15 protein-coding genes are annotated in these 13,659 nt (G+C 50.0%); 13 read left to right on the top strand and 2 right to left on the bottom strand.

Going from position 1 to position 13,659, the window contains the following annotated elements:
* Positions 1 to 47 precede the first annotated feature (47 nt).
* The 7 genes from K0I31_RS12920 (at position 48) to K0I31_RS12890 (ending at position 6,461) form a co-directional block, all read left to right on the top strand.
* Entirely contained in the window at positions 48 to 1,007 is a 960-nt protein-coding gene (locus K0I31_RS12920; RefSeq protein ID WP_258406494.1) for a class I SAM-dependent methyltransferase, read from the top strand.
* A 502-nt stretch (positions 1,008 to 1,509) separates the two neighbouring features.
* Positions 1,510 to 2,292, top strand: a complete 783-nt coding sequence (locus K0I31_RS12915) for a DUF3450 domain-containing protein (RefSeq protein WP_011866275.1) — start codon at positions 1,510 to 1,512, stop codon at positions 2,290 to 2,292.
* Entirely contained in the window at positions 2,292 to 3,647 is a 1,356-nt protein-coding gene (locus K0I31_RS12910; protein ID WP_011866274.1) for a MotA/TolQ/ExbB proton channel family protein, read from the top strand. Before K0I31_RS12915 ends, K0I31_RS12910 begins: the two co-directional genes overlap by 1 nt.
* A complete protein-coding gene (locus tag K0I31_RS12905; protein ID WP_011866273.1) occupies positions 3,647 to 4,174 on the top strand; it encodes a MotA/TolQ/ExbB proton channel family protein in 528 nt (175 codons plus the stop codon). The genes K0I31_RS12910 and K0I31_RS12905 overlap by 1 nt, the downstream gene beginning before the upstream one ends.
* A 13-nt stretch (positions 4,175 to 4,187) precedes the next feature.
* Positions 4,188 to 4,592, top strand: a complete 405-nt coding sequence (locus K0I31_RS12900) for an ExbD/TolR family protein (protein WP_011866272.1) — start codon at positions 4,188 to 4,190, stop codon at positions 4,590 to 4,592.
* Position 4,593: 1 nt separating this feature from the next.
* Positions 4,594 to 5,211 carry an energy transducer TonB gene (locus K0I31_RS12895; RefSeq protein ID WP_011866271.1) on the top strand — a complete coding sequence of 206 codons (618 nt, stop codon included), beginning with the start codon at positions 4,594 to 4,596 and terminating at the stop codon, positions 5,209 to 5,211.
* 2 nt (positions 5,212 to 5,213) lie between these two features.
* Positions 5,214 to 6,461 (top strand): tetratricopeptide repeat protein, encoded by a 1,248-nt coding sequence (locus K0I31_RS12890; protein ID WP_220078650.1) that lies wholly within the window; start codon positions 5,214 to 5,216, stop codon positions 6,459 to 6,461.
* 59 nt (positions 6,462 to 6,520) lie between these two features.
* On the opposite strand, the gene K0I31_RS12885 is transcribed toward K0I31_RS12890, so the two are convergent.
* Positions 6,521 to 7,030, bottom strand: coding sequence for a GGDEF domain-containing protein (locus K0I31_RS12885; protein WP_011866269.1), 510 nt, complete (start codon positions 7,028 to 7,030; stop codon positions 6,521 to 6,523).
* A gap of 79 nt (positions 7,031 to 7,109) precedes the next feature.
* Here K0I31_RS12885 and K0I31_RS12880 point away from each other — a divergent pair, with 79 nt between their 5' ends.
* The 6 genes from K0I31_RS12880 (at position 7,110) to K0I31_RS12855 (ending at position 12,646) form a co-directional block, all read left to right on the top strand.
* A complete protein-coding gene (locus K0I31_RS12880; RefSeq protein WP_220078649.1) occupies positions 7,110 to 8,945 on the top strand; it encodes a DUF885 domain-containing protein in 1,836 nt (611 codons plus the stop codon).
* Between the two features lie 91 nt (positions 8,946 to 9,036).
* Complete coding sequence (locus tag K0I31_RS12875) at positions 9,037 to 9,315, top strand: peptidylprolyl isomerase (RefSeq protein ID WP_011866267.1); 279 nt, start codon at positions 9,037 to 9,039, stop codon at positions 9,313 to 9,315.
* A 7-nt stretch (positions 9,316 to 9,322) separates the two neighbouring features.
* Positions 9,323 to 9,868, top strand: a complete 546-nt coding sequence (locus K0I31_RS12870) for a GNAT family N-acetyltransferase (RefSeq protein ID WP_220080845.1) — start codon at positions 9,323 to 9,325, stop codon at positions 9,866 to 9,868.
* A 48-nt stretch (positions 9,869 to 9,916) separates the two neighbouring features.
* Positions 9,917 to 10,147, top strand: a complete 231-nt coding sequence (locus K0I31_RS12865) for an RNA-binding S4 domain-containing protein (protein WP_011866265.1) — start codon at positions 9,917 to 9,919, stop codon at positions 10,145 to 10,147.
* A gap of 32 nt (positions 10,148 to 10,179) precedes the next feature.
* Positions 10,180 to 10,566 (top strand): ribonuclease E inhibitor RraB, encoded by a 387-nt coding sequence (locus K0I31_RS12860; RefSeq protein WP_220078648.1) that lies wholly within the window; start codon positions 10,180 to 10,182, stop codon positions 10,564 to 10,566.
* A 109-nt stretch (positions 10,567 to 10,675) separates the two neighbouring features.
* Complete coding sequence (locus K0I31_RS12855; protein ID WP_220078647.1) at positions 10,676 to 12,646, top strand: NERD domain-containing protein kinase family protein; 1,971 nt, start codon at positions 10,676 to 10,678, stop codon at positions 12,644 to 12,646.
* Positions 12,647 to 12,649: 3 nt separating this feature from the next.
* On the opposite strand, the gene gcvA is transcribed toward K0I31_RS12855, so the two are convergent.
* On the bottom strand, positions 12,650 to 13,573 hold the full coding sequence (gene gcvA, locus K0I31_RS12850; RefSeq protein ID WP_220078646.1) for a transcriptional regulator GcvA: 924 nt from the start codon (positions 13,571 to 13,573) through the stop codon (positions 12,650 to 12,652).
* Positions 13,574 to 13,659: the final 86 nt, after the last annotated feature.

Raw genomic sequence — 13,659 nt, 5'->3', positions numbered from 1 at the left:
TGGTATTAATAAAAGCCGATAACAAAAACGACAAAAGGGCGAGCATTATGAGCCATCACTGGGACGAATACTGGCAACAGGGACACCTGACATCTTTTGGTGACAGTTTTTCTGGCAATTACTCTGGTGTGCTAGAGACAAATTGGCATCAGGATTTTAATGCCTTAGCAGACAACTTTAACGTGCTGGATCTCGCGACTGGCAACGGGGCACTACCGTTGCTGTTGAATCAACATTTCAAAGGCGATAATAAGAAAGGTGAAGTAATAGGTGTAGACCTTGCCCAAATTAATACCAAGTTGGACGAGTTGGCGTTAAGTGAGCAGGTGAGGGTATCACTGCTTTCCCACATAGATTGTTCGTGCTTGCCTTTTGAGGATAATAGTTTTGACCTGGTTATCTCCCAATATGGTCTTGAGTACTCTGATTTAGCTCTTTCTATTCCGGAGGCGATTCGTGTGCTTAAGCCCGGAGGCAGACTTAGCTTGGTGACTCACCATAGCCGTTCGATGATCATCAATCGAAACCGGCGAATATTGAATGTCGTCAGTCAGCATTCGATAACCAAAGTATTCGAGACCATAGAAGCGCTCATTTTGAAGATGGGCTCACTTACCAACGCAGAAGATGTTCAGCGCATCAAGCAAGATAGCGAGTGCGAGCGATTGCGCCACCAATTGAATCAAGAGATCTCAACACTGGCTCAGTCCGATGAGGAAGGACTGAAGGACAGTGAGTTGCTTACCTATGTGGCGAGCCTTTTTCAACAAGGCCTATTTTGGCCCTTGGCAAAGAAGCAGCAATATCTCTCTTTTGCACGGCAGCAGATTGAAACATTAAGAGATCGCCTCGGTGAGCTTGTCGAAGCATCTTTAGATGAATTGGCACTTTCAGCCATGTTAGCTAATCTAATTGAACTGGGAGCGAACTTAAGCAGCATTAATCAGATTGAAGATAATGACGGTCAGGTTTTGGGGTGGAAGATTGTCATAAATAAAACTATCTAGTATTCGCGGGTCTCAATTCGCTATATGTATAAAAGATGTTTCAGATAGACCACGTGGTAATACCAGCACAACATAATTTGATGCAAACGTTTGCGATAAAGTCATTTGGTTAATGGTTTGTTAACGGTATATTTGGTTTTTGTTATTGGTTATATCTTATTAAAATCATGTAGTTAGATGTGTATTGTTGTTTAAGTCGGCTCATGTGAACTAGATTTGTAAATATTGACTTGTTTGAAAAAACACCTCTTGTGTTATTTTCAGCCCCTAAGAGCTTTTTCTGCTAGTTTTAGCCGTTTCCAAATGTTGACACAGGTCAACATTTTGTGAAATGATGCCTGCGGGTCTACACCTTGATTGGTGTAGAAAAGGGAAGATAATAACTAACAATCACAAGAGAAATGCACACTTATGGTGGCGGAATTCATGCAAATATAAGCAGAAACCCCGTGTTACCAATAAGTTAAACCTTTTATTTTTCACTTCAAATTGGTTGGGAACTATGTCCAAGGTAAGCAATAGAACTAAAATCGCTACGGCGCTCATTGGCGCGCTGGCCTTAGCAGGCAGTAACTTAGTGGTTGCCGATCCACTTTCTGATGTTCAGAAAGCGGATGCGAAAATTCATGCAGATGCAGCCGCATCTCAAAAGAAAGTTGATAAGTATTACGATCAAGCGCAAGACATGGCGTTTGAATATGGCCAAGTTGCAGACACTCGTGAGTCAACTAAGTCATACAACGATTATGTAGCTGGCCTGGTAGCAGACCAAGAAGCCACCATGAAGCTTATCCAAGAAGACATCAACGGTGTTGATAAGCTACGTCAAGGCGTTGTACCGCTAATGTTCAAGATGGTTGATGCACTAGAGCAGTTTGTTGCTCTGGATCTGCCATTCAACAAAGAAACTCGTGAAGCCCGTATCAAGCGTCTTCGTGAAACTCTAGATACCGCTAACGTAACGCTAGCTGAGAAATACCGTCTGATCCTTGATGCTTATAACATCGAGCGTGAATATGGTTCTAAGTTGAATGTTGAAACCGGTAAGCTGCAACTTGACGGTAAAGAGATCCTGGTTGATTTCATCAACTTCGGTCGCGTTGCCTACTACGCACAAAGCCTAGATCAAAAGTCTGCATGGATGTTCAATCCTGAGACAAAAGCATGGGATAAGCTAGAAGATAGCTATCTACGTAACATTACTAAAGCAATTCGCCAGGCTCGTGGCCAGGGTGCTCCAGATATGTTCGCGTTACCAATCCCAGCTGCGGAGGCTGCACAATAATGAAAAAGTTAATCTCTACAGCAATCGTTGCTGCAAGTCTGTCTTTAACTGCTGGCATGGTGAGCGCTGCTGATGCGCCTAAGAACATCGACCAGCTACTTAAGCAAGTTCAAACCGATCGTGCTAACGCTGCTAAAGTAAACAAGAAGCGTGAAGCCGAGTTCCAAGCCGAGCGTGGCGATAAAGCTGCACTGCTAAAGCGTGAAAAAGCGGCTCTAGCGGCTGAAGAACAACGCGGTAAAGATCTTTCTCAAGCATTTGCCGATAACGAGCGTAAAATCGCTCAGTTAGAAGAAGACCGTAAGATTGCTCAAGGTGACTTGGGGGAGATGTTCGGTGTTGTTAAAGGTGAAGCCGGTGATTTCGCTGGTAAGCTTGTTTCATCAAACGTTAGCGCTCAGTTCCCTGGTCGTGATGCTTTCATCGCCGAGCTAGGTGCACGTAAAGAGCTGCCAAAAATCGAAGAGCTAGAAAAGTTCTGGGAAGAGCAGCTATTCGAAATGGCTGAGTCTGGTAAAGTGGTTACTTTTGAAGGTGCCGTAACTGGTATCGACGGTAACGTTCACAACACCAAGATCACTCGTGTTGGTGCTTACAACCTGCTAGCCGATGGCCAGTATGTTGTTTATAACGCCGATCTAGGTCTGGTTCAGCAGCTTTCACAACAGCCTGGTAGCGAGCAAGTTGCCAGCGTTAAAGACTTTGAAGGTCAAACTTCAGGCGTTCACAAGCTGTTTGTTGACCCTGCACGTGGTGTACTGCTAAACGTGTTCACTCAGAAGGCAACTATTGAAGAGCGTATCGAAGCCGGTGGTACTATCGGTTACATCATCATCGGTCTGCTTGTTCTTGGTGCCCTGATCTCTATCGAGCGTCTGGTGACTCTGTATGTTGTTGGCGCGAAAGTTAACGCACAACGTAAGAACATCGACAACCCAGGTAACAACCCACTGGGTCGCGTACTTAAGGCATACCACGATAACAAAGATGTTGACGTTGAAACCCTAGAGCTGAAACTTGACGAAGCGATTCTGAAAGAAACTCCAGCACTTGAGACTCGTATCTCTATCATCAAGGTTCTAGCGGCTATCGCACCTATGATGGGTCTACTGGGTACAGTAACAGGTATGATTGCAACCTTCCAAAGCATCCAGCTATTCGGTACTGGTGATCCTAAGCTAATGGCTGGTGGTATCTCTATGGCACTGATGACGACCGTACAAGGTCTGGTTGCTGCACTGCCACTAATGCTAATGCACGCTATCGTGATTGCACGTAGCAAGTCAGTTGTTCAAGTACTTGAAGAGCAAAGTGCAGGTATCGTTGCCGAGCACGCTGAGAAGAGGAACGCCTAATGATGCTATACCTGATGGACATCTGGGATTCCGTCAGGGGCTTCATGGCCTCCGGAGGCGACGTCCTCTGGTTGGTTGCGGCAGTGCTATTCCTCATGTGGGTGTTAATGCTTGAGCGCTATTGGTATCTCAATCTGATTGCGCCAAAAGAGCACAAAAACATTATCACCGCATGGGACAAGCGAGAGGATTCAACCTCTTGGCATGCACACCGTATCCGTGAAGCTTGGGTATCCCAAGCGAAACAAGATATGAATGCTCGTATGCTGATTATCAAAACCTTAGTAGCCATCTGTCCAATGATCGGTCTACTAGGTACCGTAACCGGTATGATACAGGTATTCGATGTGATGGCAGTTCATGGGACGAGTAATGCTCGTATGATGGCAGCTGGTATTTCAATGGCAACCATGCCGACAATGGCGGGAATGGTCGCAGCGTTATCGGGAGTATTCTTTAGTACTCGCCTAGACGCCAAGATGAAAATCAGTATGGAAAAGCTAAAAGATAGCCTGCCACACCACTAGAGAGAGATTGAACATGGCACGTAAAAAGCATTCAAGTATAGAAGAAGAAGCGCAAATTGATATGACACCGATGCTCGACATCGTGTTTATCATGTTGATCTTCTTTATCGTAACAACGTCGTTCATTAAGCCATCTGGTCTTGACTACAACAAGCCAGAGGCTTCTCAAGCGACAACTCAGAAGTCGGCAAACATCTTTATCGGTGTGAGCAAGACAGGCGTGATCAAGATGGAAAACCGTCAGGTTGACATCGAGCGTGTAACAGCAAACGTTGAGCGTATGCTGGCTGAATCACCAGAAGCGGCTGTATTGATCGAAGCAGATAAAGAAGCTGAACACGGCATTGTTGTTAAGGTTATGGACAATGTGAAGAAAGCTGGGATCAACAAGATTTCGGTATCAGCGGGGAAAGACTAATATGCTGAGAGGAATAGTATCATTATTAGTTGGTGGTGCTGTTACTTTCGCCCTGTTTGTTTTCATGGCCTTCTTGGTCGGTGGCGGCGCGAAACGCGCCGACACTGCCACTGATTCTCCGGTTATTGAGATCAGTATGGATAAACAGGATACGAAAGTGCAGGACAAGCCTAGGGTTAAACCTAAGCCACCTACACCGCCTGAGCAGCCACCTTTACCAGATACGCCACCGCCTGATAGCTCATCAGACATCGACACTAACATGTCTTTCAACATGACTGGTGTAGTAGCAGGTGCAGCATCTACCGGCTTTAAGCTGGGTAACATGATGACTCGTGACGGTGATGCAACACCTATCGTTCGTATCGAGCCACAGTACCCGATTGCCGCAGCGCGTGACGGTAAGGAAGGTTGGGTTCAACTTAGCTTTACCATCAACGAACTTGGTGGTGTAGAAGATGTGCAAGTGATCAACGCCGATCCTAAGCGTATCTTCGACAAAGAAGCTAAGCGTGCACTGAAGAAGTGGAAGTACAAGCCAAAGATTGTTGACGGTAAAGCCCTCAAGCAACCTGGTATGACTGTACAACTAGACTTTAAACTTGATGGAGGCAAATAGAGATGCAAAAGGTTAATACACTTGCAGCCGCGCTATTGCTTGCCATTGGTGGAAGCCTGGTCGTTGCACCAGCGGTAAACGCTGCCGAAAAATGCCCCATTGAGAAGCGCCAGTCTAAGGCCGTAGGCCAAAGCTCGGCAAAGAAAGTACAAAAGTCTTTCGAAGCTTATCAAGAAGGCAATATCGACGAAGCGATTGCCGTATTGCTTGAAGCCAGCCCTCGTGATGCTTTTGATAAGGCCTATATTGCCCGTATGTTGGGTAACTTTTACGCCGAAAAGAATCAGATGGGTACGGCGATCAAGTACCTGAAGCAAGCCGTTGACGCTGATGTTCTTGGCGGTACAGACCATGGTGCAACCCTGCGTCTATATGCCGACCTGTTGATTCAGGAAAAGAAGTTTAAAGAGTCTATCCCTTACTACTACGAGTGGATGAAGTTTACCTGTAAAGAAGATCCACAAGTGTATCGTCGTATAGGTATCGCTTATTCAGAACTCAAAGAGTGGGATAAGGTGCTCAGCGTTGTCGATAAGGGTCTGTCTATCAGTACTAAGCCAGATAAAGGCTTGTACCAGATGAAGCTGACGGCTTACTTCAACAAGAAAGATTATAAAAATGCGATTAAAGTCCTAGAGACTATGGTGCCTCTTTTCCAAGAAGATGGCCGTCTATGGGTTCAGTTAGCGCAGTTTTATTTGATGACTGAAAGCTATGATAAGTCTTTAGCAACCTACGACTTAGCTTATAAGAATGGATTTTTAGAGACGTCGGGTAATATCACGCGTCTGTCTCAACTGCTGGCGCAAAATGGTTCACCCTATCGCGCGGCGAAAATCTATGAAAAGCATATGAAGAGTGGCCTGATTAAGGAAGATGAGAAGACTTTCTCTATCCTAGGTGGCTTCTATCACAATGCTAAAGAGCTAAAGGAAGCGGCGGATTATTATGGTAAGGCTGCTGCCATCAACAACGATGGTAAACTTTACCTTAAACAAGCCCGTCTGCTCACTCTGCAAGAGAAACACAAAGAGGCGATCCCTGTGCTGAAAAAAGCATTGGCTGCCGGCGGTGTGAGTGAAGGTGAAGTTGAGTTTGAGCTAACCTTGGCTTATCTAGGTACTAAGCAGATTAAAGCGGCATACAATGCCTGCTTGAAGGCTGCTAAGGATGAGAAGACTAAACGTTCAGCGACAAGTTATCTCGCCTATATCAAGGAAAAGGCACGTATCTATAACGTCGCACTTTAAGCCTTAAAATAAAAAGCCCCGCAAGGGGCTTTTTTTATGCCTGTAGACAAGTAAACAAGTTAATTCAGACAATGCATCGCCGTATGGTGTTCCTTCTGCCCCTCTAGGGTGTGGGTCAATGAGCGGACATCTTCAAACAGGTTTTCGATGTTGAGATCGCTCTCGGGTTGGCAGAGACACCCGGCCAGCTCATAGTCGATGCGGTTGCTGTGTTTGCGTTGATAGTCTTGATTGAAGTCCATTATTTTCTGTTCTATGCGGGCGATAACGATTTCGGTTCCTTCTCTATCTATGTTAAACAGCCCCAAGGCAAAGTTATCCTGATTCAGTCTGGCGACCATATCCGTTGTCCTAAGTATCGCTTCTTGAACCTGTTTCATGAATAATTCCAGTAAATGAGGTTGCTTTACTGTTTCATGAATGTGTGGGCAAAGATACAATAAGGCCAGCGTCTGGCGTTCGCGCATGTGGCGGTGCCACTCACGGTTAAACACCTCCATAAAATAGGTTTGGTTGTAGACGCCAGTTTCGGGATCTCTGAATCCAGAATTACTAAATGAGTAAATCATTAGCTCGCTCCTCAGATACACCTAAGGTAATTATAGAAAACAACACTCACTTGCACAGAATATGAAGGATATAACTCGAATGAACAAAACGCTTCTCGCATTGACGATATCAGCTTTGGTGGCCATGGTGGGCTGCTCAGACAAGGAAACCAGTGCAAGCCAGGCCAAGACCTCTGCGCCAGAACAGACTGTGGCGCCTCAGGTACAAAGCGCCGAGCAGGAATACCTCGCCTTAGTGGATCGTTATTTCAACGACATGCTCAAACTAGAGCCAATGTACGCAACATTTGTCGGCGTCAATGACTACAACGACCAATTTGGCGGCGATCTGACCGAGGAGTATCTCAAGTCGCGTCACGAGCTTAACAGTCGCTACCTGAAGGCGGTAAAGGCGATAGATCGCAGCGCCTTACCCGAGCCGCTGCAGCTGAGCTACGACATGTTTACCTACGACAGAAACATGGCGCTGGTGTCCGAAACCTTCCCGTCCTATTTCATGCCGATGAACCAGTTCTACAGTACAGTCATTACCATGGTGCAGCTGGGCAGCGGTGAGAGCGCTCAGCCATTTAACACGGTTAAAGACTATGAAAACTGGCTATCGCGTCTATCGGGCTTCATCAACTGGACTAAGTTGGCCCAGGAGCGTATGGATGAGGGGATTGCCAGCAAGGTTGTGTTACCAAGAGTCTTGGTCGAACGCATCATACCGCAGCTGGAGGCCCAGTTAGTTGATAAGCCGAGTGACAGCCTCTTCTATGCGCCTATCACTAATCTGCCAGAGAGCTTTAGTGAAGAGGAGAAGCAGAAGCTGACCCAGCAATATGACACTCTGATCGGCAAAGAGCTGATCCCAGCGCTTGCCTCGCTCAAGCAATATTTCCAAGAGACCTATCTGCCCGTGGCCAGAGCCAGCGATGGATGGTGGGGACTGCCTAACGGTAAACTCTGGTATCAGCATCTAGCCAATGCCCACACCACGACCACTATGCCGGTTGATGAGATCCACCAGATTGGCCTTAATGAGGTGGCGCGTATTCTCAGTGAGATGGATAAGGTGAGAGAGCAGGTGGGCTTCACGGGCGATCTCAAGGCCTTCTTTGCCTCACTGTCTTCTGAGCCGCAATACTTCTTTAGCGAGCGTCAGGGGCTGATCGACGGCTACATGGTACTGAAGGACAAGATCAACGCCGTATTGCCTAACTACTTCAATGTCATGCCTAAGGCCGACTATGTGGTCAAGCCGGTCGAGAGCTTCCGCGAGCAGTCTGCGGCCGGTGCATCTTATGAGGCGCCTGCGGTCGATGGTTCGCGTCCAGGTGTGTTTTATATCAACACTTATAACCTGAAGGCGCAGCCTAAGTGGGGGATGACGACACTGTCACTGCACGAGGCCGCACCTGGGCATCACTTCCAGATCGCCATCAAGCAGGAGCTGACCGGTGTGCCTGAGTTCCAACGCTTTAGCGGCTATACCGCCTTCGAAGAGGGCTGGGCCCTGTACGCCGAGTATCTCGGCATCGAGATGGGCCTATTTGAAGATCCTTACCAGTATTTCGGTAAGCTATCCGATGAGATGCTGCGCGCCATGCGTCTGGTGGTCGACACGGGGCTACATGCCAAGGGCTGGAGCCGCGAGCAGGCGATTCAGTATATGAAGGATAACTCGCCGATGGCCGAGACCGACATCATCGCCGAGGTAGAGCGCTACATGGCAATCCCTGGTCAAGCCCTCTCATACAAGGTGGGACAGCTGAAGATCTTGGCCCTGCGCGCCGAGGCGGAAAAGGCTTTGGGTGACAAGTTCGATCTCAAAGGCTTCCACGATCAGATCTTAACCTCTGGCTCGCTGCCGATGGCGGTAATGGAGCAAAAAATCCACCGCTGGATAAAAGCTCAGGGCGCTAAGGCATAATCTGAGCGTTATACCTTTTTAAACCCAGCAAATGTTTTATACTTGCTGGGTTTTATTTTATTCATTTTTAGGGAAATCAAAGGAGTGCCACATGGTACAAGCAACAGCACGTCATCTATTGGTTAGCAGCGAAGAAGAATGCGCACAGATCAAGCAACAGATCCTGGATGGCGCAGATTTCGGCGAGATGGCCAAGGCGCATTCATCTTGTCCATCAGGGGCGCAGGGCGGTGACCTAGGTTCTTTCGGTCCTGGCATGATGGTACGTGAGTTCGACGAGGTAGTGTTCAGTGCGCCGCTAAACGAGGTGCAAGGCCCGGTTAAGACCCAGTTCGGCTACCACCTGCTCGAAGTGACCAGCCGCGGTTAATCTCTTGATCGTCGAGTTATATACAGACAACTTAAAGATCCGCTCGCTCATGCCTGAGGACTGGCCGCATTTCCTGTCGGTCCATCAGGATGAGCAGCAAAACCGCTATGTCAGGGCGCCCCAAACTGAAGGCGTAATCCGGGAGAAGTTCGAGCAGCGTCTCGCGCCCTGGGATTACGAGTCTGGCGCCTGGCTGACCCTGGTGATTGAAACCATAGAGGATGGTGAGTTTATCGGTTTCACCGGCTTCTACGGTGTCGATACCGGCCTGGGGCAGGTCGAGGTGGGCTATATGCTAAGCAATAGTGGCCAGGGGCGCGGTTATGCCACCGAGAGCCTAAGGGCGGTGATCGATTGGGCCTGTCTGCAGTTTAAGGTGCATAAGTTTATCGCCCTGTGTACGGACCATAACCTTGCATCGGCGCGGGTGCTGGAGAAGTGTGGCTTTGTCCTTGAGGGCACCTTGAGGCACAACTTTAGGCTCAACGAGACCTGGGTGGACGATCGCTACTATGGATTGCTTGCCTCGCAGCGCAGTGATAGCCCGCAATAGGCCGGAGTGATATACTCCCGCCGACTCAGTTAAATAAAGGTAGTTAGTGTGACCACAGAATCTCAAACCTTGACCCTGTTACCGGGTGAAGAGTTTATTGAACTTTATAAAGTATTGAAGGTGCAATCCATGACCTCAGGTGGCGGCGAAGCCAAGATGGTGATCAGCGAAGGCCTGGTAACCGTCGATGGTGAAGTCGAGACCCGTAAACGTAAGAAGGTGATTGCCGGACAGGTGGTCAGCTACAACGGCGAAAGCGTGACAATTGTCGCTGAGTGATTCGTCGCGACAGATCCAGAAGGAGTCAAACTATGCAGTTCCCAGATGATGATAATGGCAAGATGTTAGCCGCTATGGCCGAGGCCGGTATCGATTTAACCAAGGCCTTGGATGTGGATTTTTTCCTGATCTTCGACGATCAGCGCGATGCCGAATCTGCGGTGGAAGAGCTCTCCCAGTCAGAGCTAGAAGGTGAGTTGGAGCTACACCTCAACGATGAGCTCGGCAAGTGGGAATTGATTGTCTGCATCAACATGGTGCCGGAATATCAGGCCATCGTCGCTCAGGAGGTTGAGCTCAACGAGTTTGCCGCCGAGTTCGGTGGGGCGACCGATGGCTGGGGCGTGATGCAGCATCAGGAAGGTGACGATGAGTTTGCCGACCATGACCATGAATGCGATGACGACTGCCGTCATTAATCGCGGCTAATTTAAAATGCCACTAATTTAATAAGCCACTATTTATAGTGGCTTTTTTTTGCGGTAACGTTAGCAATAAGATAAGTAAGCCAAGGATTAGGGAGAGCAGATGGCGAAGCAGATCAGTTTTGGTACCCCGGTCAACGACGCCGAGCGCTGGGCATTTGCCATGCTGGCCGACGAGTTGCCCGACAACTACATACTGCTGACCAATGTGGAGATCCCCACCAAGTCGGGACAGGCGATGGAGGTCGATGCGCTGGTGATCGGCGAGTGGGGCGTCTATGTGGTCGATGTGAAGGGCTATATCGGTCGCCTGGACGCCGGCCTGCATGCCTGGTCGCTCGATGGCCGTCAGGTGGATAACAGCCTGGCCAAAGCCAACTATGTGGCCCGTGTATTGGCCGGTAATGTCAAACACAAGATCCCCGTGGGGGTCTATGCGCCCTGGTGTCAAGGGATGGTGTTTGTCACCGGCCGCAAAGGCGAAGAGATTGAGCTTGAGAAACAGCAGGGCTCTTTGAGCATCTATACCCCGAGTCAGATCGTTGCCGCGCTCACCAAAGAGTGGGGTCTGACGGCGCCGCGTAAGCATCAGGTGACCGACAAGCAGAAACAGATGGTGCTGGAGACCATAGGCCAGGTGGCCTTGGTGGAGCAGCGCAACAACAAGATCCAGGATTTCGTTAAGCTCAAGTGTCTCTTCATCCAGAGCGGCCTCGAGGTGTGGCAGGCTGAGTACAGCCCCGGCGGTTGGACGGCGCCCTGGCTGCTCAAGGTATTAGTGCCGACTCAGTTTGAGAACAGCGATGAGTCGCTGCAATATGAGCTGCGTCTGCGCGATGAGTTTAAACGCCTGCAGACCCTGGCGGGCTGTAGCGGCGTGCCGCAATGCGCGCCTCTCATTCAAGATGGCGAGCAGTTGGTGTTGCCCATTCGGATGCCACGGGGCGTGCCACTGGATGTGCTCGAACATGAGCAACTGACCACCTATCAGCTACTGGAGATCCTGCGCCGCGCCGTCTCCGGCTTGCAGCAGATCCATCGTCGTGGTGTCACGGTTGGCGGCTGGCAGAGCAACTGTCTGTTCGTCTCGGATCTCGGCGATGTCGAGTTTATCGATATCAAGGACAACCTCAATACCAGCCAAGATATCACCGCCTTCGCCGCCAGTTTTCTTTCCCTGGCGGAGCAGACACGTCAGCCGAGGATCTATCAATGGTTTCGCCAGGCCGCCAGTGGAAGTACTACAGATCTGGACATGATCCGTTGTGATATCGCGGCATTGATCGACAACGGCGTCTGCGACACCCTGCCTGAGCGTATCGAAATTGCCAGCGGCGCTATTATCGATCATCACTATCAGCTGGAGCAGTTCATTGCCGCCACCGAGCATAGCCAGTTCTGGCGCGCGCGCCACCTTCAGGGCAACTATCCCTGCGGCGTCTCCATCTATGCCAAGGTGGAGACCGACTGGCTGATGCTCAGCAGCCTCTATCGCAGCCTGTCGAAACTCTATCATCCCCACGTGGAGCAGGTACTTAACTTTGGCCAGCTGCCCCAGAGCGATGAGCTGTTCATCAGCCGCGCCTGGGAGCGCGGCGTGTCGCTGGATGAGCTGAGCGATATTCAACTGGGGCAACCGGCGACCTGGTTTACTCAGTTATTGTCGGCGCTGCAGTATCTGCATCAGATGGATATCTATCACGGCGCCATCTGTCCGAAAAACATCATCTGTAGCGACGATAAGGCAGTACTGGTGAACTTCGGCATAGGGCTGGATATCGCCACCAGTCATTATGCTCGCCGTTACGCAGACCCTCAGCTATGGGCCGCCGAAGGGGAGGCGGAGAAGGACCTCTACGGCTTAGTGGCAAGCTTTATCGCCACCCTGACGCCGGTCAAACTCCAGGGGGATGGCGGGCAGGCCGGGATCATCAAGGCGCTGCATGCCTTCGACCGGGAGTGGTTTGGCGAGAAGACCTTCGATACCTGCCTCAAGGTGCTCAACTTCGAGTTCGATGTGGGCCAGGGCGTTAACTATCTCGACGCCTTCGACGCGAGCGATCTGCTTGAGTAAGTTCTAGCTTAGATCGTCGCTTTGGTGGCGGTATGGGGCAAAGATCTCCAGCAGCCAGTCGATAAAGGCCTGGACCTTGAGTGGTCGCTCACTTTGCTTTGACGGCGGTAGATTCGGCGTCAACACATAGTAGGCGTAGGGGCTGGTAAATTGGGTCGCTAAGGGGATCACCAGGCTGCCCTCTGCCAGCTCCTTTTCGATGAAGAAGCGGGGGATCAACGCCAGTCCCATGCCGCTGACCGCCGCCTGACTCAGCATATAGAAGTGCTCCATCCCAAGCATCTTGTCTGTGGTCAGCTTGAGTCCCACTTTCTCGGCCCACAGTGGCCAGAGCTCGGGGCGCGTAGTGTGTTTCAGTAACGTCTGACGGTTGATAGCTTGAAGGCTGTCTATCTGCTTGGCCAGCTGCGGCGCGCAGACCAGGCAGAGATCTTCATCCATCAACTTGAGTACATGGCAATGGGTCGGGCGCACCGTGGCGCTGCGAATGGCCACATCATACTTATCCCGCTTGAAATCCACCTGAAAGTCGCCGATGGAGAGATCCACATAGAGGTGGGGATGGCGGGCCTTAAACTCCTCGAGTCTCGGGATCAACCAGTTGATGGTGAGGCTGGGCAGGACGTTGATCGACAGCGCCTGCGCGATACCCGGTTGTGACCTTAGCTCCTCTGTGGCCTGGCTGATACTTTGCAGTGCGCTGCTGATATGGCGCAGGTAACGCTCGCCCTCAGGCGTGAGGCTGAGCTGTTTATGCTGGCGGCTGAACAGGCTGACATCTAGGTAAGACTCTAGTGTTTTTATCTGCTTACTGATGGCGCCATGGGTGACAAAGAGTTCATTCCCGGCGCGGGTAAAGCTTAGGTGTCTTGCCGCCGACTCGAAGGCGCGCAGGGCATTGAGGGGCGGGAGTGTCAGTTGGTTCATCTTCACTCTGTGAGATTATTTCACGCTAATGCGAGGATAACTCCTTTGCTAAATGTATGCAAAGCGCGTTTAATAGCGGCCAATTG

The sequence above is a fragment of the Shewanella spartinae genome, assembly GCF_019457555.1.
Lineage (GTDB): Bacteria > Pseudomonadota > Gammaproteobacteria > Enterobacterales > Shewanellaceae > Shewanella > Shewanella loihica.
Note: the sequence above shows the minus strand (reverse complement) of the source record. Positions and strands in the feature narration are given on the sequence as shown.